Annotated in this window: 20 protein-coding genes; 12 read left to right on the top strand and 8 right to left on the bottom strand. The window is 53.2% G+C overall.

All coding sequences use genetic code 11. From position 1 onward, the window contains the following. Nucleotides 1-8 precede the first annotated feature (8 nt). The 4 genes from A1355_RS01305 to rsxA are packed head-to-tail and all read right to left on the bottom strand — an operon-like array spanning nucleotide 9 to nucleotide 3,719. Complete coding sequence (locus A1355_RS01305) at nucleotides 9-1,070, bottom strand: RnfABCDGE type electron transport complex subunit D (protein ID WP_064024191.1); 1,062 nt, start codon at nucleotides 1,068-1,070, stop codon at nucleotides 9-11. Beyond that, on the bottom strand, nucleotides 1,067-2,581 hold the full coding sequence (gene rsxC, locus A1355_RS01310) for an electron transport complex subunit RsxC (protein WP_064024193.1): 1,515 nt from the start codon (nucleotides 2,579-2,581) through the stop codon (nucleotides 1,067-1,069). Before rsxC ends, A1355_RS01305 begins: the two co-directional genes overlap by 4 nt. An 11-nt stretch (nucleotides 2,582-2,592) precedes the next feature. Continuing rightward, on the bottom strand, nucleotides 2,593-3,126 hold the full coding sequence (gene rsxB, locus A1355_RS01315; RefSeq protein WP_064024196.1) for an electron transport complex subunit RsxB: 534 nt from the start codon (nucleotides 3,124-3,126) through the stop codon (nucleotides 2,593-2,595). 11 nt (nucleotides 3,127-3,137) lie between these two features. Continuing rightward, nucleotides 3,138-3,719, bottom strand: a complete 582-nt coding sequence (gene rsxA, locus A1355_RS01320; RefSeq protein ID WP_064024198.1) for an electron transport complex subunit RsxA — start codon at nucleotides 3,717-3,719, stop codon at nucleotides 3,138-3,140. Between the two features lie 344 nt (nucleotides 3,720-4,063). Between rsxA and nifL the strand changes: the two genes are divergently transcribed. Both nifL and nifA read left to right on the top strand, forming a co-directional pair. Then, nucleotides 4,064-5,698: a nitrogen fixation negative regulator NifL gene (gene nifL, locus A1355_RS01325; RefSeq protein ID WP_082885288.1), complete on the top strand. Its 1,635-nt coding sequence runs from the start codon at nucleotides 4,064-4,066 to the stop codon at nucleotides 5,696-5,698. Further along, nucleotides 5,691-7,217: a nif-specific transcriptional activator NifA gene (nifA, locus tag A1355_RS01330; RefSeq protein WP_064024199.1), complete on the top strand. Its 1,527-nt coding sequence runs from the start codon at nucleotides 5,691-5,693 to the stop codon at nucleotides 7,215-7,217. Before nifL ends, nifA begins: the two co-directional genes overlap by 8 nt. 239 nt (nucleotides 7,218-7,456) lie before the next feature. Here nifA and fchA read toward each other — a convergent pair whose 3' ends face one another. Further along, on the bottom strand, nucleotides 7,457-8,086 hold the full coding sequence (gene fchA / locus A1355_RS01335) for a methenyltetrahydrofolate cyclohydrolase (protein ID WP_064024201.1): 630 nt from the start codon (nucleotides 8,084-8,086) through the stop codon (nucleotides 7,457-7,459). Nucleotides 8,087-8,095: 9 nt separating this feature from the next. Then, nucleotides 8,096-9,469: a cysteine--tRNA ligase gene (gene cysS, locus A1355_RS01340; RefSeq protein WP_064024203.1), complete on the bottom strand. Its 1,374-nt coding sequence runs from the start codon at nucleotides 9,467-9,469 to the stop codon at nucleotides 8,096-8,098. A gap of 181 nt (nucleotides 9,470-9,650) precedes the next feature. Between cysS and A1355_RS01345 the strand changes: the two genes are divergently transcribed. From A1355_RS01345 to A1355_RS01375, 7 genes are all read left to right on the top strand, one after another. Then, nucleotides 9,651-10,163: a peptidylprolyl isomerase gene (locus A1355_RS01345; RefSeq protein ID WP_269454742.1), complete on the top strand. Its 513-nt coding sequence runs from the start codon at nucleotides 9,651-9,653 to the stop codon at nucleotides 10,161-10,163. Nucleotides 10,164-10,167: 4 nt separating this feature from the next. Beyond that, a complete protein-coding gene (locus A1355_RS01350; protein WP_064024207.1) occupies nucleotides 10,168-10,938 on the top strand; it encodes a UDP-2,3-diacylglucosamine diphosphatase in 771 nt (256 codons plus the stop codon). Between the two features lie 307 nt (nucleotides 10,939-11,245). Further along, nucleotides 11,246-12,022, top strand: a complete 777-nt coding sequence (locus A1355_RS01355; RefSeq protein WP_064024209.1) for a S1C family serine protease — start codon at nucleotides 11,246-11,248, stop codon at nucleotides 12,020-12,022. A 29-nt stretch (nucleotides 12,023-12,051) separates the two neighbouring features. Continuing rightward, the gene (locus tag A1355_RS01360) at nucleotides 12,052-13,440 is read left to right on the top strand and encodes a TIGR03013 family XrtA/PEP-CTERM system glycosyltransferase (protein ID WP_064024211.1); all 1,389 of its coding nucleotides are present in this window, start codon (nucleotides 12,052-12,054) and stop codon (nucleotides 13,438-13,440) included. A gap of 64 nt (nucleotides 13,441-13,504) precedes the next feature. After that, the gene (locus tag A1355_RS01365; RefSeq protein WP_064024213.1) at nucleotides 13,505-14,614 is read left to right on the top strand and encodes a hypothetical protein; all 1,110 of its coding nucleotides are present in this window, start codon (nucleotides 13,505-13,507) and stop codon (nucleotides 14,612-14,614) included. After that, nucleotides 14,592-16,370 carry an AMP-dependent synthetase/ligase gene (locus A1355_RS01370; RefSeq protein WP_082885289.1) on the top strand — a complete coding sequence of 593 codons (1,779 nt, stop codon included), beginning with the start codon at nucleotides 14,592-14,594 and terminating at the stop codon, nucleotides 16,368-16,370. Before A1355_RS01365 ends, A1355_RS01370 begins: the two co-directional genes overlap by 23 nt. Before the next feature lie 43 nt (nucleotides 16,371-16,413). Next, nucleotides 16,414-17,541 (top strand): SDR family oxidoreductase, encoded by a 1,128-nt coding sequence (locus A1355_RS01375; protein ID WP_064024217.1) that lies wholly within the window; start codon nucleotides 16,414-16,416, stop codon nucleotides 17,539-17,541. Nucleotides 17,542-17,651: 110 nt separating this feature from the next. Here the strand turns inward: A1355_RS01375 and A1355_RS01380 are convergent, their stop codons facing one another. Beyond that, nucleotides 17,652-19,259 carry an FAD-binding oxidoreductase gene (locus A1355_RS01380; protein ID WP_064024219.1) on the bottom strand — a complete coding sequence of 536 codons (1,608 nt, stop codon included), beginning with the start codon at nucleotides 19,257-19,259 and terminating at the stop codon, nucleotides 17,652-17,654. Nucleotides 19,260-19,514: 255 nt separating this feature from the next. Between A1355_RS01380 and A1355_RS01385 the strand changes: the two genes are divergently transcribed. Beyond that, nucleotides 19,515-20,312: a PEP-CTERM sorting domain-containing protein gene (locus A1355_RS01385; protein ID WP_064024221.1), complete on the top strand. Its 798-nt coding sequence runs from the start codon at nucleotides 19,515-19,517 to the stop codon at nucleotides 20,310-20,312. A 253-nt stretch (nucleotides 20,313-20,565) separates the two neighbouring features. Here the strand turns inward: A1355_RS01385 and A1355_RS01390 are convergent, their stop codons facing one another. Next, the gene (locus tag A1355_RS01390) at nucleotides 20,566-21,501 is read right to left on the bottom strand and encodes a LysR family transcriptional regulator (protein WP_064024223.1); all 936 of its coding nucleotides are present in this window, start codon (nucleotides 21,499-21,501) and stop codon (nucleotides 20,566-20,568) included. 70 nt (nucleotides 21,502-21,571) lie between these two features. Between A1355_RS01390 and A1355_RS01395 the strand changes: the two genes are divergently transcribed. Both A1355_RS01395 and A1355_RS01400 read left to right on the top strand, forming a co-directional pair. Next, the gene (locus A1355_RS01395; RefSeq protein ID WP_064024225.1) at nucleotides 21,572-22,171 is read left to right on the top strand and encodes an FMN-dependent NADH-azoreductase; all 600 of its coding nucleotides are present in this window, start codon (nucleotides 21,572-21,574) and stop codon (nucleotides 22,169-22,171) included. Between the two features lie 270 nt (nucleotides 22,172-22,441). Continuing rightward, nucleotides 22,442-23,305: a pirin family protein gene (locus A1355_RS01400; RefSeq protein ID WP_064024227.1), complete on the top strand. Its 864-nt coding sequence runs from the start codon at nucleotides 22,442-22,444 to the stop codon at nucleotides 23,303-23,305. Nucleotides 23,306-23,685: the final 380 nt, after the last annotated feature.

The raw sequence follows: 23,685 nt of genomic DNA on the forward strand, positions 1-23,685 counted from the left end.
CGGCAATCTCAGGAATTGGAAATGTCTAGCGGTTTACCGCTACGGTAACGTCCGTAAATGCGCGGCCGAATGTAATGATCGATCAATGGAGTCACGGCGTTCATCAGTAAAATGGCAAAACCGGTACCCTCGGGATACCCCCCCCAGGAACGAATTACGAATATCAACAAGCCGCAGCCGGCGCCGAAGATCACCTGTCCTTGCGGCGTATTCGGTGAGGTCACGTAATCGGTAGCGATAAAGAAGGCCACCAGCATGACCGCGCCGGAATTCAAATGCACCCACGGACTCAAGTAATGTTTGGCGTCCCACAAATGAAAGCCGGAGGACAGCAGGAAAATCGTCGCCAACAACGAAACCGGGATATGCCACTGGATCACGCCCTGCCGCATCAGCCACAGGCCGCCGCCGAGAATCAACAGCGTCGAAGTTTCGCCGAGACTGCCGCGCTCCCAACCCAACATCGCCAAGAAGCCGGAATAGTCGTTCAATATGCCGGGTAATACGTGGCCTTGTGAAAATTCGGTCTTGACCAGGCCCAGCGTGGTCGCACCGGTTACCGCATCGGCGTTGCTCAAGCCCGAAAATGTGATAGCGAAGCTGTCGAACACGCCAGGCCCGGTGAACAGCGGCGATACGTTCGCCCACGTCGTCATTTCGATCGGAAATGAAATCAGCAAGGCCACCCTGGCCAGCATCGCCGGATTAAATAAATTTTGTCCCAGACCGCCATAGACATGCTTACCCAACACAATAGCGATACCGGCACCAACGACGCCTATCCACCAGGGCGCCCACGGCGGCAAGGTCATCGCCACCAGCAGGCCGGAGACGATCGCGGAGCCGTCGCGCAAATAGGGTCCGGCCGCCACGCCTTTCAATTTCAGGCAGAACGCTTCAAAGGCCAGCGCGGAGAAGACCGTGACAACCAGCAAATACAAGGCCGGCCAACCGAATAGCAACACGCCGAAACCTACGGACGGTGCCATCGCCAGAATCACCAGACGCATGATCTGATCGGAACGGCGGGTAGCCAGTACGTGAGGACCACTAACCGGTTTTACACTCATACGGTTTCCTCCGCTTTCGCCTGGGCTTGTTGTGCCTGCTGCGCTTGTTGAGCGGCCAAACGGGCGGCGCGGGCTTCCTGAGCACGTTGCGCCTCGGCTTCGGCTTCCAGACGGATGCGCTCCATTCGCTGATTGCGTTCGTCGATCAGACGTTTGGTTTGTTCCGACTTGTGATCGGCCTGCTGGCGCTTGACCAGTTCGCCGGACGCGAATTTGAAGTAATGCACGAGCGGGATATTCGAAGGACAAACATAGGAACAGCTGCCGCAACTGATGCAATCCTTTAAGCCCAGATCGACCGCGGCATCGAGTTGGTTAACCTTGATCCGGCTAGCCATTTCCAACGGCAGCAAACCCACCGGGCAAGCCGTGACGCAACTCGAACAGCGAATGCACGGTTGCACTTCGGGTTCTTCGATTTCGGCGGCCGTTAGAGCCAAAATACCATTGCACGCCTTGACGACCGGTACGTCGGCGATAGGCAGCGCATCGCCCATCATCGGTCCGCCCATCACCAAGCGGGCCATTTTGGTTTTATCCCAATCGCAGAATGCCAGCACTTCCGACATCAAGGTGCCGATCGGCACTTCGACGTTGCGAGGTTGGGCAACGGCGGCACCGGACACGGTAACCACCCTGGAAATTAACGGCTGACCCAGACAAATCGCTTTGTAAACGGCGTGGGCGGTCGCCACGTTGTGAACCACGACGCCAATATCGGCGGCTCGGCCATCGGCCGGAATTTCCTGACCGGTCAGATAACGCAGCATCTGCCGGTCCCAACCCATCGGGTAGCGGGTCGGAACTTGAGATACCACGATATTCGGATAATCCCGGCAAGCATCGCGCATGGCCTGATACGCGGCCGGCTTATTGTCCTCGATACCGACCATCGCTTTGGGCGCGCCCATGCCGCGCAGCATCAGGCGGATACCGGCAACAATTTCGTCGGCTTTTTCCTGCATCAACCTATCGTCGCAGGTCAGGTAGGGCTCGCATTCGCCAGCATTGATCAACAATGTATGAATTTTGCTTTTTCGGCCCAGACTGAGTTTAACGGCGGACGGAAACACCGCACCGCCCAAGCCAACCACGCCCGCGGAGCCGACCATCGCGCAAATCGTTTCCGCATCAAGTTCAAACGGATCGTCGGGCACTTCCAGCGGCGCCCATTCGTCCTGTCCGTCGCTTTCGATGACAACGGTTCGAATCGGCAACGCGGAGGGATGCGGCGCCGGAAAATCTTTCACGTCGGCGACAACGCCCGATGTTGGTGCATGAACCGGCGCCGAAATGGTGCCTTGACTATAGGCCAGTAGTTGACCCTTTAGAATTCTTTCGCCGACCTTAACGACTGGCTCGGCGGGCTTGCCGACGTGCTGCTGCACCGGAATGTAGAGCTTTTTCGGAATCGGAAAGCCACTGGCGATACTCAACTCCGCCGTTTCGCTCTTATGCTCTTCGGCATGCACGCCGCCGCGTAATCTAGGATTTTCAAACCATCCAAACATAAACTTTTTCCTTACGCCGCCAAAGGCTTGGGCCAGCGCCAGTTCCGCAAGGTGACTTCGACGGGATGCATTTGCAGGCACTCGGTCGGGCAAACTTCCACACATTTTTTACAGCCAATGCAGGCATCCGCAACGACCGCATGGATTTGTTTTGGTGCGCCGACGATCGCATCGGTGGGGCAGACCTTAAAGCAGCGAGTGCAACCGGTGCACGTCTCTTCACTGACCCTGGCGACCATCGGCTCTTGATCCTGAGTTTGACTCAAGTCGACATCGACACCCAGCAGCTTGGCCAGTTGCTCGACCAAGGCCGTTCCTCCCGGAGGACACAAGGTCACCGGAGCGGCGCCCGACACCACGGCCTCGGCCGCCGGCCGACAGCCTGGAAAACCGCATTGGCCGCACTGCGAACCCGGCATTAATTCTTCCACTCGCTCGACCAGCGGATCGGATTCCACTTTCAGATATTTAGCGGCAATGCCCAGACTGATGCCCAGAAACAGGCCCAGAGCGGTCAAAATCACTATCGCGGATAAAACGTACATGGCTGCGCCTCTTATTTGCTGTATAGACCCGCAAATCCCATGAATGCCAGCGACATAATGCCGGCGGTGATAAACGCAATGGGGGTGCCTGAAAAAAGTGCCGGTACAGCCATCAACGCCAAGCGTTCACGGAGACCGGCAAAGAGCACCATCACCAGGGTAAAACCCAATGCCGAACCAAAGCCGAACAACAGGCTTTGGACGAAGTTGTATTGTTCTTGGATGTTCAGCAAGGCCACGCCCAAGACCGCGCAATTGGTAGTGATCAGCGGCAGGAAAATACCCAACACCTGATACATCACCGGACTAGTCTTATGAATGACCATCTCGGTGAACTGCACGACGGCGGCGATCACTAAAATAAAACCCAACACTCTTAAAAAGCCGATGTCGAACGGCAACAGCAAGCGGTGCTCCAACACCCAACTCGCGGCCGAGGCCAGCGTCAGTACGAAGGTGGTCGCCAAGCCCATGCCCAATGCGGTATCAAGTTTGTTGGAAACCCCCATGAACGGGCATAATCCGAGGAACTTGACCAGCACCACGTTGTTTACCAGCGCCGTGCCCAATATCAGCAATAAGTATTCGCTCATCGTTTTAAGAACCTTGTGTAGTGTTAACCATTCAGCATCATCCGTGCCAAGCGACTATCTCGGCGAATACCCGCCGAATCCCGCGAAATCAGGGCTCAGGTTTCCTGTAAGCTCTGTGCCAAAAAACACAGATTCAAAACAAGCGGGCAAATAAATGTCGTAAACCTTACAATTAGCCGGGAATAAGCAACAGCAGACTAGCCTTACCAACTTTGGCGTCCAAATTGCATATGCTTTTAAGGAAATACCGGCCCGGAGCCGGTCGCCCTTGCCGCCCGCGGTTCTGTCGTTTGCTCGGCGGGCAACAATCATTCATCCGGAATATACCTAGAGAGCAGTTTGCCATGACCAAATCCACCCGTGACTTCATGCTGGGCGAAATCGAGATCGACACGGCCAATCTGTTGGCGCCCGGCCAGGCCGATACCGCCCCGGCCAAGCGCGGCGACAAGCGAAACCAAACCCTACCTTTCTCGCTGTTCGTGAAAGCGGTCGAACAAGCCCCGGTCGCCATATCGATCACCGATAAAAAAGCCAATATCCTGTATATCAACGATGCCTTCACCCAAGTGACCGGCTACCACGCCGCCGAAATTCTGGGCCAAAACGAATCCAAGCTCTCCGACAAGTCCACGCCCCGGCAAATTTATTACGACCTATGGCACACCATTTCCCGCAAGCAAGTTTGGCACGGCCAGTTGGTCAACCGGCGTAAACTGGGAGACCGCTATTTGGCGGACCTGACGATCGCGCCGATGTTCGACGAACGCGGCGCCATCAGTCATTACATTGGCATGCACCGGGACGTCACCCAGGCTCACCACGTCGAACAGCAGGTCAGTAACCAAAAGCAATTGATCGAATCGGTGCTGAACGCATCGCCGGTGGCGATGGCGGTATTGGACAGCGACAAGCGAGTGGTCCTGGACAACCAAATGTACAAGATGCTGATCAGCGAACTGGATAAACCGGAACCGGCATTGTTTTTCCTCGACGCGTTGGAGCAGGATATGGGCGATCTGTGGAACGCCGCCACGACTCGCCAAGGCTTCACCAACCGGGAAATCCGTTACGACGGCACCGGCATCCGCGGCACCCGCTGGTTTTCCTGCTCCGGCAACTGGTTTACCGAAAACGACGTCTGCGCCGACACTTTCTTCGCCAAGCAATTTAAAGACTATCTATTGTTGAGCGTCAACGACATCACACTACAGCGTCGCCAGCAGGAAAAACTGCAGATTCAAACTTTACGCAATTTGTTGACCGAGGAAGAACACATACGCAGCATCCGCGAAACCCTGTTGGGCGCGATGCACCAAATCCGCCAGCCGCTCAATCAAATTCACGCGGCGATACAGATCATGAGTCAGCGCAACGATTCGCACAACCAGCCGTTGCGCGACCTGCTCAGTCAGGTACAAGCCATGGGCGAGGAAACCCTGGCGACTTTGCAACGCTGCGTGCCCGAGATCCCGGAATCGGCGGTCGTACCCGTCAATTTGAATCAACTGCTGCACGAGGTAATGCTGCTCTACAGCACCAAGTTTCTGGCCAACGGCATCGTCGTCGATTGGTTGCCCAATCCGGTTTTGCCTTCTATCCTCGGGTCGGAGAACAAACTGCGCATGCTGTTCAAACAACTGATCGACAATGCGGTCAATGCCATGAACCGCGCCGGCAGTCGCGAACGGCTGATCAAGATCAGCACCGCCAGCGACCGCGCCTGGGTACACGTGGCTATCGACGATACCGGCCCCGGCATCCCGGCGAATCAACGCAGCAAAGTGTTCGAACCGTTTTTCACCACTTCGCCGACGATGGGCAGCGTACAGGCCGGCATGGGGCTGGTAATGGCGAAGGAAATTGTCAACCAGCACAACGGCATGATCGAAATCGATCCGGACTATCAAAACGGCTGCAGTTTCAAACTCAGTTTTCCCTGTCAAAAAAACTCAGCCATGGTGAGCATCCATGAGTGAAAGATTACTACTGGTCGAATCGGAACTGGACACCCTGTATTTGGTCAGCCAACTTCTCAATAGCACCCACGATCTGAGAACCAAACTGAAGGGGATATTGGAGATACTGCACAAACGTACCGGCCTGCATTTCGGGATGATCACGCTACGCGACATTGAAGACGACAGCATGAGCATCTGCGAAATCTACGGCGAAGACATCGACCGTTCGGTCCGCTACCAACCCGGCGAAGGCTTGGTCGGTGCGATTTTGGACGAAGGCAGCACCATCGTCGTGGAGCGCATCGCCGACGAACCGCGCTTCTTAAGCCGGCTCGGCGTATACAACCCCGACCTACCCTTCATCGGCTCGCCGCTGGCCGTCGAACAAGGAGAAGTAGTCGGCATCCTGGCGGCTCAGCCATGCGACGCAGGCTTCCTCGGCGAACGCGCCCGCTTCATGGAAATGGTTGCCAACCTGATCGCCCACAGCGTCAACATGCTGCGGGTCATGGAACGCAAACAAAACGAACTGGCCAGCGAGCGCGACTACCTCAAACAGACTCTGGTCAAAAACTATCGCTTCGAAAACATCATCGGCCATTCCGAACCGATGCTGAAGGTGTTCGACATCATTCGTCAGGTCGCAAAATGGCATACCACCGTTTTAATTCGCGGCGAATCCGGCACCGGTAAGGAAGTAGTCGCCAGTTCCATCCATTTCAACTCGGCCTGCGCCAACGGCCCGTTTCTGAAACTGAACTGTGCGGCACTACCGGACACCTTGCTCGAGTCCGAGTTGTTCGGTCACGAAAAAGGCGCGTTCAGCGGCGCGATCGGTCAACGCAAGGGCCGCTTCGAACTGGCCGACGGCGGCACCTTATTTCTCGACGAGATCGGCGAAATCTCGGCTTCGTTCCAAGCCAAACTATTGCGGGTATTGCAAGAGGGCGAATTCGAGCGGGTCGGCGGCGTCCGCACCCTGAAAGTCAACGTCCGCATCATCGCCGCGACCAACCGCAATCTGGAGCAGGAGGTGGCCGACGGCAACTTCCGCGAAGACTTGTATTACCGGCTGAACGTGATGCCTATCAATATGCCGCCGCTGCGCGAGCGCATCGAAGACATTCCGGAACTGGCCAGCTTTTTACTGAACCGGATTTCCAAGCAACAAGGCGGCCGGCCGCTGGAAGTCAAGGAAAGCGCGATCCGCATTTTGATGAAACACGACTGGCCCGGCAATGTCCGCGAATTGGAAAACCGCCTGGAACGCGCCGCGATTATGAGCCAGGACGGCGTCATCGATCGCGACGTAATTGCCGCGACCGGGCTGGAAAGCGAAATTGGCATCGGCCGGACGCCGCAACAGATCAAGCAAATCGATCTGCACGACGAAAACATGGACGAGCGGGAAAGAGTAATCGCGGCGCTGGAACAAAGCGGCTGGGTGCAGGCCAAGGCGGCGCGCTTGTTGGATATGACGCCGAGGCAGATCGCCTATCGGATTCAAACCTTGAATATTAACGTCAAACAGCTTTGAGCCAATCCTCGCCTAAGCCTGCTGCAAATGCCGTTGCCGTTAGGTTAAGCCGTTCGCTAAGCAGAGCCGAAGCAAACGGCTGGCTTCGACTCCGCTCAGCCAGCGGCTTAGTTCGACTCCCTCAGCCCGACCTAGATCGACCGTAAGCACTTAACTTATCGGCTTTGGGCCTGTTGTAACCTAGACAGCTCAAAGCGAACGCCCCGATAGCCGAGCGGCTGATTCGGGCGATTCGCGAGTTAAAGTTTGTCTTGCACGATTCGGTAAATGGCATCGGCCTCCCGCTCGCCTGTCGTCAACAAGGCTTGCAACTCCGCCAGCCGACCGTCGGCGAACGCCCTATCTTTCAAGGCTCCGGCATTGATCCGGACGTTCAGCGCCGCGCTCTTCAAACCGGCAAAGGCCGCCATCACCGCGACGCCGGCGTCGCTGATTACCGCCTGCCCGCCTTTTTCGGCCGCAACCCGGCTCAATGCGATCGCTTGCGCGCAAGCCCTAGCACAGGCCAAGGGCACATCGGTCGCGTCCTTCAGCACCGCCTGAATTTGCTCGGTCCGATGAGTTTTTTCCTCGTCACTGGCCTTGGGCAGGCCATAACAGGCCATCAAGCGATCGAACACCTCGATGTCGGCCTGAATCATCCCGGTCAATGTTTCCCGCAACGCTTCCGCCTCGACCAACAACACTCTCAGCTCGGCATCGACTTCGGCGTATTTGGGTTTGCCTATCGTCAGATTGCAAACCATCGAAACCAACGCAGCGCCTTGCGCTCCCAGCAACGCCGCCGCGCTACCGCCGCCCGGTGTCGCCTGTTTGCTGGCTAGTTCGTCGAGAAACCGCTGAATAGATTGGTCTTTGATTTCAGTCATTGCTGTCTCTCAGTTTTCCCGCCGCCAAATGGTGTTCCCGCCGGCCACATCTTCCAGAATGACGCCCGAGCTTTTTAGGCGATCCCGGATCGCGTCGGCTCGCGCCCAATCTTTATTGGTTTTGGCGACTTTACGATCGGCAATCAAACTTTCAATGTCGGCCTCGGATAAACCGTCCGCGCCGCTACCGCCTTTCAAAAAACTGTCCGGATCGTCTTGCAGCAATCCCAAAATTCCGGCCAAACGCTTTAACGTCGCCGCCAGTTGGGCTTTGTGTTCGGTTTTGTTCAATTCGCGAGCCAAATCGAAAAGTACCGCCAGGGCCACCGGCGTATTGAAGTCATCGTCCATCGCTTGCTCGAAACGCAGCCGATAATCGACGTCGATGTCGATGTCGGCGATTTCGACGCCGCGCAACGCCGTATATAAACGGGTCAACGCGGTACCGGCTTCGTCGAGCTGCTCGTCGGCGTAATTTAGCGGACTGCGGTAGTGGCTGGACAGTATGAAAAACCGAATCACTTCCGGCCGATATTGTTTCAGCACCTCGCGTACGGTAAAAAAATTACCCAATGATTTGGACATTTTCTCTTCGTTAATCCGAACGAAACCGTTATGCATCCAATAATTGACAAAGGGCTGACCGGTGGCGCCCTCGGACTGGGCAATCTCGTTTTCGTGATGCGGAAACTGCAAATCCATGCCGCCGCCGTGAATGTCGAAATGATTGCCCAAGCAGCAAGTGGACATCGCCGAGCATTCGATATGCCAGCCGGGACGCCCCATGCCCCAAGGCGACTCCCAGGCCGGTTCGCCGAGTTTGGCCATTTTCCACAACACGAAATCCAGCGGATCGCGTTTGGCCGTATCGACGCCGACCCGTTCGCCGGCATTCAAATCTTCGATGTTCTTGCCGGACAGCTTGCCGTAACCGTCGAAACGGCTGACCGCGTAAAACACGTCGCCATTGCCGCCGACGTAGGCGTAGCCCTTGTCGATCAGCGTTTCTATCATCCGGATGATGTCGGCAATCGATTGAGTAGCGCGCGGCTCGATGTCCGGCGGCAATACCGCCAGCGCCCTTTCGTCCTCGTGCATTGCGGCGATAAAACGCTCGGTCAATTCGGTAAAGGCTTCGCCGTTTTCGTTGGCGCGCTGAATGATTTTATCGTCGATATCGGTGACGTTCCGCACATACGTCAGTTGGTATCCCACATGGCGCAAATAGCGGGCCACGGTATCGAAAACCACCATCACCCGAGCGTGGCCGACGTGGCAATAGTCGTAAACAGTCATGCCGCAAACGTACATGCCGACCTTGCCGGGTTCCCGGGGAATGAATTCTTGCTTGCTGCGAGTCAGGGTGTTGTAAATTTTCAGCATCGGCGTTGATCGATTACGGCGCAAAGACTCCGCAATCTACCAAGATTCCGGCTTCTCTTTCAAGATAAAAACACATAGAATTCGCCGCTTACAGCGCTAACGAGGATATTTCATGCGTAACCGGTTCGCTTACCTGATGCTGTTTTTATTTTCAACCCTTTCATTTGCAACGGAAAACAAAATGTCGGACTCCCAATCCAAAGTCAAATTGACCACCACGCTAGGCACCATCGTCATCCAACTCGACGCCGTCAAAGCGCCTGCATCAACGGCCAACTTCATTGCCTACGTGAACGACGGCTTTTATAACGGCACGATCTTCCATCGTGTCATTCCGGGGTTCATGGCTCAAGGCGGTGGTTTCGACACGTCGTTCAATCAAAAAGCCACCAAGGCCACCATCCAAAACGAAGCGAACAACGGCCTGAAAAACAAGCGCGGCACCATCGCGATGGCCCGTACCAACGATCCTCATTCGGCCACCGCGCAATTTTTTATCAATTATAAAGACAACGCCTTTTTAGACCATACCAACCAAACGCCTAGCGGCTGGGGCTATGCGGTATTCGGCGAAGTCGTCGAAGGCATGGATGTCGTCGATGCGATGGCCAAGCAACCCACCGCCAACCGCGGCATGCATCAAGACGTCCCCAAAACCGACATCGTCATTGAGAAAGCCGAAGTCGTCGAATAACGCCATGCCGCAATCCTCGCTAGAGACGCCGAAGCAGGCGTCTCTACACCAGGATATTCTGTTCATCTCCGACCTGCATCTGGCATGGGAAAAGCCGGGACTAACCCGGCGCTTTCTCGATTTCTTGCAGTACCGAGCCTCGCGCGCCCAAACCGTCTATATACTCGGCGATCTCTTCGACGCATGGATAGGCGACGACGACAAAACTCCGCCGAATCGAAGTATCAAAAAAGCATTAAGAGCGCTGACCGAAGCTGGAATCCGGATTTTTTTATTGCAAGGCAATCGAGATTTTTTGCTGGGCGAACAGTTTTGTCGGGAAACCGGCATCGCATTGCTGGACGATTACAGCGTTATCGACTTGAACGGCACCCGAGTTTTATTGACGCATGGCGATTTGCTCTGCACCGACGACGAGGCTTACCAAGCGTTTCGGAAAAAATCCCGTAATCCTCGGTGGCGCGCCAATGTACTGAGCAAACCGTTGATACTTCGCCTGTTGGCCGCGCGCTGGTACCGCCTACGCAGCTTTTATCATAAGCGCGGCAAAACCGATGAAATCATGGATGTCAATCAACAAACCGTCGCCGAAACGATGCGCCAACATGGCTGCGACATTCTAATACACGGCCACACCCATCGCCCGAACCTGCACGAATTCCTGCTGGAAGGCCGCCATGCCAAGCGTTTCGTGCTGGCTGACTGGACGATGGACGGCGCCAGCGCACTGTGCTGGAACGGCTCCTCGTTTCAGCAGGAAAGGCTATACCCATAAAAAAACCGGTAACGCGGAACGGGATCTCACTGTTTCCCGATCGCGGCGCTACCGGCTGCACTATCTCCGTCCAAGTAGACCGGCCAATGCCGGTCAAGTTCCGCTGTTTCGGGAAAAAACCAACCGTAGCGACTCCGCGTCTCCAAATTCATCCAGCCATCCCGACCGAACCGTTTCCAAGCCAAAACTCTGCTGGGATCGAACCACCAACGAATTTGCGCCGCTACTCTCGGCAGGGTGTTAGTATTGACGGCAAGATAGGCTAAACTTTAGGCATGGCTTCGTATGACCCCCTCGACAGTTCTGCATGATTAACTTAGCGGCATATTTTCTGGGTAGTGCTTTAACGCTTGCCGCCAGTGGCAACTTGCTTGCCAACGACAACAAACTTCCGGATACCATCGCCCTTATCAAACCCGGCGTGGTTGCTGTCGGAACTTACATGCCTACCCGTAATCCCAGAGCGCTGTTTTTGGCGACCGGCTTTGCGGTCGGTAACGGCGACCGGATCGTCACCAATGCCCATGTGCTCGAGAAAAAGCTGGACGGCGCCCGGTTGGAGCGTTTCGCCGTGTTCTATCTGCAGGACCAAAAAGAGCACATGTTGATCGCGAATATTGCCGGCGTGGACGGAGAGCATGACTTGGCTATGCTGACGCTCGAAGGCGGCAAACTGCCGCCGCTGGAAATCGGCGATTCGCGAAAGGTTAAAGAAGGCGAGCAATTCGCTTTTACCGGCTATCCGATCGGCATGGTATTGGGCTTATACCCTGTCACCCATCACACCATGGTTTCAGCGATTTCGCCCAATGCAATCCCAGCCATCGCCACCAATCAATTGAATGTGAACATGCTGAGAAAACTGCAGACCCCGTACAACGTGTTCCAACTCGACGCGACCGCCTATCCGGGCAACAGCGGCAGCCCGCTTTACGATCCGGACTCGGGCAAGGTCGTCGGCATCATCAACAAGGTGTTCGTGCAAGGCAGCAAGGAAAACGCCATCACCAACCCCAGTGGCATCACTTATGCCATTCCGGCCGAATACATCCGAGCACTGGCCGGCCAAACGTCTCTCCAATAATTCTTCCCGGACCGTAATTCGCACCCAATATGATTCGAATCTTTCGACACTATATTTCAACGGCTTATTTATGGCTGTTAATCCTGGAATGGCTGGTCTTTTTTCTGGCGATGTATTGTGGCGCGACAGTCCGTTTTCTCTATACGGCCTCCTGGTATACCTCCAACGAACTGGGAGCCGCCGCCTTGATGTACTCAATGGTATTTACCGCCGCGTGCTCGGCGTTGGGGCTATACCGGAAAACGCTCGATAAGGAAGAATACAATATCCTACAGCGTATTAGTTTTGCGTTCGCCATTGCGGTTTTCATGTTGGCATTTATCTACTACGTGATTCCAGACCTGATGTTGGCACGTAGCGTTTTGATTTCCGCGCTGATTCTCTCCTACGCCGGGCTACTGCTGACCCGCCACCTGTTTTATCGTTTCGTGAACTTGGAAAAACTCAAGCGCCGGGTACTGGTCATCGGTTGCGGCCAGCGAGCCGGGGAATTGAGCGTCATCAATTCCAGTTACATTTATCGCGGCTTCGAAATTGTCGGTTATGTGACACTCGAAGACGAACCCATCAACGTACCGCACGCCATCGCACTCAACGAGAAATTGCGCTTGAACGACATTGTCGAAGCCGCCGAGGTCGACGAAATTGTCATCGCGGTGGACGATAGGCGCAAAAAGCTCCCTGTCGACGAGCTGCTGGACGTCAAGATGTCTGGCGTTCAAATCATGGATTTGCAAACCTTTTACGAGCGCGAACAGCGCTTGATATATCTGGAAACGTTAAGCCCGAGTTGGCTGGTGTTCTCCGACGGTTTCGTTAACGACGGCACCCGCCCTATCGTCAAACGCACGTTCGACGTGATTGCCAGCTTGTTATTGCTATCCGTCAGTTGGTGGATCATGGTGCTGACCATGATGGCGATCTACGTCGAAAGCGGCTTTGGCGCGCCGGTATTTTATAGGCAGCGGCGGGTAGGCTATCGTAGCGAGGTATTTAACGTCATCAAATTCCGCAGCATGCGAGTGGATGCAGAAAAAAACGGCGCGCAATGGGCCGCGCAAACAGACGACAGGGTCACCAAGGTCGGCAAGTTTATCCGCAAATATCGGATAGACGAGCTTCCGCAGCTGCTGAACGTGTTGAAAGGCGACATGAGCTTCGTTGGCCCACGACCCGAACGCCCCGAATTTGTGCAAGGTTTCGAAGAACGCATCCCCTATTACAAGGAAAGGCACCGGGTAAAACCCGGTATCACCGGCTGGGCGCAGCTATGCTACCCGTACGGCGCCAGCGAGTACGACACCCTGCAGAAATTGCAATATGACTTATATTATGTAAAAAACTACAGTCTGTTTTTAGATTTGACCATCATGATGAGCACCGTCGAGGTCATCTTATGGGGTAAGGGAGCCAGATAGTTTTACCGAGCGCAACACCCCTCGCCTGTTAGCGCGAAATTAAGAACCTGTCCCTGGAACTATTATGGCAAACTGCGTTAAATGTTTAATATCCGATGCGGTACCCGGAGTCATACTCGGCAAAAATGGGATTTGCAATCTGTGCGAAAACTATAAACCGGAAGACAGCCAAATTTTAGATAGACAGCGTGCCGAACGCGAAGCCGATCTGGAAAAAGCCCTGCGCGAGTGTAAGAATCAAGCGGAATACGATTGCTTGGTGCCGCTTAGCGGCGGTAAGGACAGCATTTATTTACTTTATAAGTTAAAAGTCGAATACGGCCTTAAGGTTCTGGCCTTCACCACCGACATCAATATTCCGCCGTTAGCCTGGGACAATATCCGCCGCACGCTGAATAAGCTGGACATAGACCATGTCGTTTACCGGCCTTCCGAGCAGTTTTACCAAAAGCTCTTCCGACATTTGCTGAAAAACCAGGAACCGCGCGGCGCGGTATACACCGTGTCGTACGTCTACGCCCCGCTATTCGAGGGCGATGCCATTAAGTTGGCCCTCGAAAAAAATATTCCGCTGATACTGGCCGGATATTCGCCCGGCCAACCCGAACCTGAACGAATGCTTTACGAGTTCTCCAGGGATTTGATTGCCAAAGTCGATTGGACGCCACCGGCACTGAAAACCAGCACCGAATTTGACGAACTAGAGCTTTCCCGATTTTTCAATCCCCAGAACTATCCTTCCGGAACTGTATTTCCCAGATACTTAGCACCCTATCACGCCTGGCCTTACAACCAGGAACAGATCATGCAAAAAGTCGTGCAACTGGGTTTGGTAAAATCCGGAAAGCACGCCAGCCCGATATTCAGCAATTACCCAATCAATTGGCTATTAATGTATTCAGACTTAAAGCATTTTGGGTACAACCCGTATCTGCCGGAGTTTTCCGCATTAATACGCGAGGGCAAGGCCAATGTAAACCAATGGCGCATACTCGTGCCTATAATCGACTTTATGCTCAAAAAGAAAGTATTTTTAGGCAGTGAGGTGACAAGAAGCCTGAAATGGCTTGACCTATCGGAAAAGGAATTGACCGTAAACCACCCACTGGGTGCTTACGATCCACCCATGATAGCAACAAGGAGATTGCAAAATGCAAAGAGTGACGCTCCCTGAATTGTTAGCCACAAGAGCCAGGCAAACTCCGAACGCTAACGCTCATTGGTCGCTCGATATTCACGGCCAATGGTCACCCACCAACATCAGCCAATTCTATTTACAGGCAGTCGATCTAGCTTGGCAGCTAAAAACTCTCGGTATCGAAAAAGGGCAGACCGTCATTGTTTTGGCGGCAAGCTCAAGCCAATGGGAGTTGGCACATCACGCTATTCTGATGCTCGGCGGCGTCATTGTCGGGATAGATCCCGAAGAAACCGCGGAACATCTCGAAACCATCTCCACTCTGGTCAAAATCGATGCCATGATTATCGATCGAGTTGGACGTTTGGAAAAATTTGGCGACAGCGTCTTTAATCAAATATCCACCGTTATTTCACTTGAAGATGCCAGCGAATCCGGTAAGAGCAAGCTTCACTCGGTGACCATTCACGACCACCTCGACGAAAAACTCGACCACACGGTTTTATCAACGGCGATATTCCCCAACGACATTGCAACGATCATATTCACCTCCGGCACCACCGGTACCCCCAAGGGAATAGCGTACAGACACGAACAGATCGTCACCGCTATTCAAGCCATATTGGACACCTTCCCGGAAATTGGCCAAGCCCCCTGCCATTTGGTCTGTTGGTTGCCGTTATCGAATCTTTTTCAACGCATTGTAAACCTATGTGCGCTTGCTGGAGGTTCGGAAATATTTTTCGTAACTCAGCCGCAAAAAATCATTGAATATCTACCTCAAATCAACCCGCATGTCTTTATTGCTGTCCCGCGTTTTTACGAAAAGCTCTATCAAGAAGTCGAGAACAAATTAAATAGACAACCAAAACCCATCTATCACCTCCTCTGCTATTGTCTGTCTGCGGGGGAAAACGATTCGCCGGTCGGATGCCTATTTCGTTTTATCAATCGCCGCCTATTCAAGTCGTTTACCTCATTGTTCGGATGCAACATCCGATATTTGATTAGCGGTTCCGCTCCGATACCAATTTGGCTGCTAAAACGCTTCTACGCAACAGGGCTGTTGATTCTGGAGTCCTACGGTCTCAGCGAAAACGTTGTTCCGATTGCCGCAAACCGCGGCAACGACTACCGATTCGGCACTGTCGGGAAACCACTAAGCCCTAATAGGGTAATACTTGCGGAAGACGGTGAATTACTCGTTAAAGGCAGCGGAGTTTTTGGTGGCTATGTAGCGGAACAACAAGAAGACCGCAGATTAACTACGGACGGTTATTTGGCGAGCGGGGATTATGCCGAGATCGACGAACACGGCTACATTCGCCTGACCGGGCGAAAATCCGACGTGTTTAAGACCTCCACCGGCCGCAAAATCGCCCCCGTCGAAATCGAAGACTTGTTAAAAAGCCATAGTAAAATCGAGCACGCGGTTGTATTCGGCGCAAACCGCAAATTTTTGACAACCTTGGTAACCGTGGGAGCCAAACGACCGGAAGACGCCGGCGAAATGCTCGATTTCGCCAGAAAATTAGCGAAAACGCTCGCCGAAACCGCAGCGGAATTACCCAATTACAAGCGCCCGGTCGGTGCTGTGTTAAGCTTTTCGTCGCTGTCGGTCGAAAGAAATGAACTGACGCGTAATTTAAAGCTGTTGCGGAGGAATATTCAAAGAGATTACGGAGCGTGGATTAACCAGCTTTACGACGCATTAGACAATGGCGATTCAATTATTCACCAGCAACCACTGTTGATTGAACCTAATATCGTGCTGCTGAAGTTACCGACCTGACAAGTCCTTTTGCAGATCGTCCAATCGCACCCAAGGAATAACGATGAAATCCAATTACTTCGTCACCGGCGCGACCGGCGCTATCGGCAGCATGCTGGTACCGCTATTGCTGGAAGAACCACAAAACCGAATTTGGTTGTTAATCCGCGCGAAATCACCCGAGCATTTGCGACAACGACTAGAGGAACTGATTGAATTCTGGGAATTGGATACCACTCAAGCCGACGATGCGCGCCAACGGATTACCCTACTACAAGGGGACACCGATGAGCCGCGCTTTGCCCTATCCGAGCAAGCCTATGGAGAGGTCGCTGAATCATGCACGCATATTATCCATAGCGCCGGCGTGGTACGGATGAATCTGCCGCTGGACACGGCTCGCAAACACGCATTGAGCGCCGTCAAAAACATTGTCGAACTGGCTCACGCCTGCCAAGTGGCGGGAGTATTGCAGAAGGTAGAATATGTCAGCACTATTGGGGTAGCTGGCAAGATGTCCGGCTTAATACCGGAAACATGGATTACCGAAACGAGAGCATTTCATAACACATACGAGCAATCCAAGGCTGAAGCAGAAGATTACTTAAGAGAAAAGATGCTCGAACTCAGTTTACCTGTAACTGTACATCGTCCGAGTATGGTTGTCGGACACTCCGAAACAGGTAAGATCATTCACTTCCAAATTTTTTATTATATTTGTGACTTTCTGTCAGGACGCCTTACATTTGGACTATTACCGCACCTCGGCAACGCAAAGCTGGATATAATACCCGTTGATTATGTTGCAAAATGTATAAAAACCAGCTCGCAAAGACTAGATTTCGTTGGAAAAATATTTCATCTTTGCTCCGGACCCGATCAAGCATTAAAATTAGTCGATATAATAAAAATATTACAATGTATATCAAAGGAGCATGTTTTAGATATACCGAAAGTTATATCTATTCCACTATGGGCTTTCAATATATTAACCAAAGCTACTAAACATTTTATCCCGAAGAGCACCCGCCGAAAAACAAAGTCATTTCCTTTTTTTTTAGCATATTTAGAGGCTCGGACCAGCTTTGACAACCAATTATCAGTGCAGACTCTACCGATCCAGCCACCTTTAACCCACACATATTTTCAAACAGTAATTACACGATATTGGACTCGCCAGCGATTTAAATAACAAGTGGTTTTTGCGCAATGCTCAAGTATATACAACCTGTCTTTCGAAGGATTATGATTTATTAAACCTTTTGATTTTGCTAACGACTACATTGCTGAATGAGCCAAGAATCACAATCCGTAACGCCCGGGAGCCATAATATTACTCGGATCCACTGCTTTCTTTACAACTTGCAAGAACGAAGGTACTGCATTTTTTTCGCTTGGCAAAGACATAGACTGAATGCCCAGCCTATAAGGTATAAATCCTAATGCTATACCGGTATCCAACAACTCGTGATAACACGCATGAGCACGAGCAACCTCTTCTGAATTTTGCCTATCAAACAAAATTGGTATCGTGCTATCCCAACAGCGATCGGAAATACTCGTTAGCGTAATTAGTGGCTCAATTTTGTGTTTTACACAAATTTTCGTAACCATATCAACATAGGCTCTTGTCAAACTCGGCTTCATCGGCAAAAGCGGGGAGTACCAGATTAAACCGCAACCGTCGACATCTGGATTCATAGGCGTCCCGTCTGCCGGCATGACACCCGATCGCCAATAAGCGAGAGGCAAGGCTATTTCGCTTGGCTCTCCTGCAAATATCTGCATGCTCTTATTGACAGATGCCAAACCCTTTACAATTTGCGAATCCCGGAAGATCGGGATAGCTGAAGCTAGTTTAAATAAAAATCTCGCTTTTTTTGGCGTGAAGAACACCAACCGCTTAGCAACCGGACCTAATATTTTGCAAATTTCGCCTTTCACCGCCTTCACGACCTTCTTATTGCCGTAGATTGCTCCAACGCCGGTCCATTCCATAAATAGATTGCGCCGCATCAGTTTTTTCAAAACCGCGTCAGGAATCATTCCATTCTCGCCTAGCCTATCCTTCGGGTAAGGTTCCGACATCGACAACATCCGGTGTCCGTTCATCAAATTTATCGATCCCGTCACCGCACCGACTTCTCTAAGAACCTGCCGCACTTTTTCTACGGCCAACTCCAAATCGTCAGACTTTTTTACGCCAAAGAAGAAAGCCTCGACTCGTTCTGGCTTAGGCGCCAAGGCTATCGTCATTTTCGTCACAATTCCAAAATTGCCTTGAGAAAACAAACCGTCACAGTATGGCCCCATCCCATACTTGAAGGCCTTATCTATCTCAACTCCGCCCAACCCCTCCATCATGGAACGATAAATTTCACCGTTTGGCAGAACAGCTTCCAAACTCATCACCGCGCTAAAATGGTCGGCATAAGGCGTTATACCGTAACCGCGTTCTAGAGCGTTGCCGACCAAACTGCAATCCGGACCGCCTCCCGTTACAGGGACGATATAAGGATGCCCATGCGCTCGTAAAAAGGCATCTAATTGACGTTGAGTAACACCAGGCTCAATAGTAACTAAACCTGTTTCATCATCGAAGTCGATAATCTGAGTCATATGTGACAAATCCACCAGTACGGAACAATCCTGGACGGGATTTTTCGATCCATAGCCCCAGTTTCGTCCTGTGCTAAAGGGATAGAGGGAAATGCGATGCTCATTGGCAATCCTAACAACTTCACACACATCCGAAGCGCTCGAAAGCTCAAGGGTAGCGATAATACGGCGCCGTAACATAGAGCAATCGCTAGTAACGATGTCCAACATATCCGAATCAGCATTGACCCTATCAGCACCAATTGCTTGTTGAAAACGGGTCAAGGCAATGGCAAATGTATCTGGTTCCATTTTAATTCCCCTAAAAACCGACTAGTCCTTAAAGTATAGCAGCTTCAACCAAGAACCATTGACCTCTCCTGCGGCAAAACGAAGCGTCGGCTTTTTTTACACCACAAAAAATACCAGAGAGCGCTGATCGCACAAGACAGAATAAAAATCATAAATATCAATATATTATGGCTATTTAAGAAAAGCGGCACAATACATGCTTGTAAAAATACGACTCATACAAGTCCTTAACCAATCAAACTAAGGTGAACCAACATGAAAACAACGACAAAACTCAAATTAATCGGCGCAATCAGCATGATAGCTCTCAGCGGAACAGCAAGCGCATTAAGCGTTAGCCACGTAAACTGGGATCCAAACTACATTGACTCTACAGATAATGACTTTCTAAGTGAATTCAAGTTTACTCAATGGTACTCAGCCAGCGACACCGGTTCCGCAGTGTTCAATAACGGAGTCGCGATCAATACCGTAACAAGTACTGTCGCTGGTGGCGGTGTTGGAGCCACTGGTTTCTACCTAGAAGGTGTAGGCGAAATCGACCGCGTTAACGGAGGATTTTCATCCGGCCCTGCTTTTATGGATGCAGGTTACGAATTGACATTTGCGTTTGGAGGTATTTCGTTGAATTTCGACTCAACCTACGATACGACCAACGCATGGGTTAGAATTTACGTTAATGACTTGGCCCCAAACTACACCACTCCGGCTGGTAGTGGCGCAGAAGTTGCCGCCGCTCAGACTGGGACCGTGTGGCTTGATCTAGTGATTGATTCTTTGATCTTTACCAACGGTTCCAATATCCAAGGCGGTAGCGTTTCAGCAACATTACGAGCAGTCGGCGGTACGGCATATTCCTATTTCGACCCCAAAACCCTTGAATACAACTCCAGTGCGTTTTTTGACACTACCGCCAATGACAAGTACTCAAACGGGGGAAACGGCCAGCTTAACGGCAACACAATAACCGTACCAGAGCCTGAATCGTTAGCGCTGTTAGGAATCGGGCTTTTAGGTCTAGCGGGTCAGCGTAAACTCAAAGCCAGAGCATAATATCCGCGTAAGCAGATCGAATTACCAAGCGATATTGCTATATACCAACCGCCAGTTCTAACAGACTGGCGGTTATTTTTTGCCTTAGTGCTTCCGGTCAACTTTTGTAACTTGGCCTCACTACACAGCATTTCCCCCTCAATATGCCATATTTATAAGGGCAGCACCGTTAAATCGACACCTCTTATCGTAGCCTAAGTAACCTCACTACGCCCAGCTTTTTCACCTTCCTCGGCGACAAATCATCTGTTCATTAGAATGCCCCCTTACCAAAGCGCTCCGCCAAAAAATCCAAGAACACTCGAGTCTTGGTCGGCATTAACTTTCGGCCGGGGAATACCGCCCAGACATCGACACCGGGAAGCTGCCAGTCCGCTAGCAAACGCACCAGTTCACCAGTATGCAAACTCAATTCACCGTAGACTTTTGGCGCCGCGACAATACCGCGACCCAGACGAGCCAGTTTAACCAACAACTCCGGCGAATTGGCGGTGACCGCCGCCCGCGGAAGGCCGGTCCAAAGTTCTTCACCGCGCCGCAACCGCCAGGGCGCGATTTCTTGATTGGCCGCTACCAGATGCAACGCGGTATGCTCCGCCAATTGCCGGGGATGATCCGGCGTGCCGGCGCTCGCCAAATAATGTGGCGCCGCGTACAAACCGAATTCGAACCGGTCCAGGCGCTTAGCCGCCAACATCGCGTCGTCGGCCAATTCGCCAACCCGAATCGCCAAGTCGTAGCCTTCCCCAACCAAATCCACCCGTCGCGGCGATAGATCCAGGGCCAACATCACATCGGGATAGCGTTCCCCGAATTCGGCCAACAGCGGCGCCAAAGCCAAACTGGCGAAATCGCCGGGAACGGATAAACGCAACCGGCCGGACGGCGTCACTTGCCGATGCGCCGCCCAGGCCGCCGCCGCGTTGGTTTCCTCACCGATTTGCCGACCATGTTCCCGCAAACGTTCGCCTAGCTCGGTCAGGGTCAACTTACGCGTCGTGCGTTGCAACAAACGCTCGCCCAGACGCTGCTCCAGCAACGCGATGCGCCTAGACAACGACGACTTGGGCAATCCCGCCGCTTCGGCGGCCCTGGAAAAGCTGCCGCAATCGGCCACCTTGGCGAATAGCCACAAATCGTTCGGCTCGATGCCGGGATATTGTTGCTCTAGTGGAATAATGTTATCCATTTTCACGTCTTATCGTTTTGATTATCCCGAATTATAGTAGCCCCATCCACTGACATTTGGGAGACCAACGATGAACCTTCTGCAAATCAACACCAGCATTCGCGGCGAACAAAGCCACTCCAGCCATTTGGCGACACTATTGACTGAAAAGCTACAAGCCGCCTACCCTGATTCCGAGTTGATTAAACGCGACTTGGCGCAATCCGCTCCACCGCTGTTGGACGGCGCGGCCCTCGGCGTGTTGTTCACGCCGGCCGAACAGCGCGACGCAGAACAGCAGGCCTTGGCGGAACGTTTCGACGCCTTGATAGACGAAATCCAACAAGCCGACCGTATCGTGCTGGGCGTTCCGATGTACAACTTCGGGATTCCCGCCCAGCTCAAAGCCTGGTTCGATGCCATTGCCCGCGCCGACCTGACGTTTCGTTACACCGAGTCCGGCCCGGAAGGCTTGTTGCGCGGCAAAAAGGTTTATTTAACCTTAACTTATGGCGGACAACACAGCGACACTCCCTTGGATACGATGACGCCCTACCTGCAAACGATGCTGGGCTTTTTGGGCATGACCGATCTGACGTTCATCCATGCCGAAGGTCTGGCAAGAAGCGGCGATGTCGCCGAACTGGCCTTGCGGCAAGCCGAGCTGGAAATTGCCGCGCTGGAAATATGACCGGCGGCCCCCCATCCTGCGGCGAGTTCCAAATCCGTCACCCCCTCGAGGATTTGCCCTGCCGGTGATTGAATCGACCGGGCTGTTCCCTTCGACTCCGCTCAGGGAACGCTTCGGCTACGCTCAGGGGATGCTTCGGCTCGGCTCAGGGAACGCCACGCTCCGCTCAGGGAAACGCCACGCTCGGATCAGGAACTGTGCCGATGCCGCTCGGCCCCCGCGCGACGCCGAAGGGACCTTAAACACGCCCAATTAAAATGAGATCAACCGATGAGCCCAACATCCGCTTCCACCGTAAATCACTCCCGGACTATCGAACAATTAGTCACCGGGCTTAACACAACCGACGGCGCCGGCGTCCAACTGACGCGGCTGATACCGCCAAGTTTACAAAAACGGCTGGACCCGTTTCTATTGCTGGACGCCTTTGGCAGCAACAACCCCGGCGATTATGTCGCCGGCTTCCCCAGCCACCCGCATCGCGGCTTCGAGACCCTGACCTATTTGCTGGCCGGCCGCATGCGGCATAGCGACAATGCCGGCCACGCCGGGCTATTGGAGACCGGCGGGATACAATGGATGACCGCCGGACGCGGGATTATCCATTCGGAAATGCCGGAGCAGAAAGACGGTTTGTTGGCAGGCTTTCAACTGTGGATCAATCTGCCGGCCGCGCACAAAATGCAGCCCCCCAGCTACCTCGACGTGCAAAGCCCGGCGATACCGGAACTCGAGCTGCCGAACGGCGGCCTGCTCCGCGTGATTGCCGGCGACAGTCACGGCGTGGCGGGCGCGATACAACGGCCGGCCACCGAACCGTTGTTTCTGGATCTGCACTTACCGGCCGGCGGCGCATTCAGCCAAGCGCTGCCGCCCGACCGCAATGCCTTTATCTACGTTTATCGCGGCGAGCTGACGGTCGGCGGGCGCAAGCTCGCGGCTCGGCAATTGGCGGTGTTAAATAATCGGTCGGAAAGCGACGGCGTGGTGATGATCGCCGAACAGGACAGCCAAGCCATACTGATCGCCGGCCGGCCGCTGCGCGAACCGATCGTTCAGCGCGGCCCGTTCGTGATGAACAGCGAGGCCGAAATTCTGCAAGCGATAGACGACTACCAAAACGGCCGCTTGTAAACCGGGGACCGGTCCCCACCGGAACTCGGCCGCGACGTCTTCAGTAAACCGACCGCGCCGCAAGCCCAAACCTTCGCGCCAAACGCACGCGCGAAAGAAACGACACGGCGAGTGCATTCCGCCTGTGTCCTGCAACGCAAAGCCTCACGCCAGCTCATTCCGCCCGGCAGCAACAGCCGGGCGGGCTTAACGGCGCATTCGATGCGTCTGCCACGACTTCGCCACAGCACAAATCCGCGCGACGAACGACTGATAAAAACGACATTCCAAATCCCTCCCACCACCCGATCACGCCGATTCCCTCGAGAAATCAAGCGGCTCCGCTTAATCATCCTGTCATTTTGCGCTGCCTATAATCCCGGCCTCCTCTACCCAGCCCT

Origin of the sequence: Methylomonas koyamae (genome assembly GCF_001644025.1) — a bacterium.
In the GTDB taxonomy this organism is placed as follows: Bacteria; Pseudomonadota; Gammaproteobacteria; order Methylococcales; family Methylomonadaceae; genus Methylomonas; species Methylomonas koyamae_A.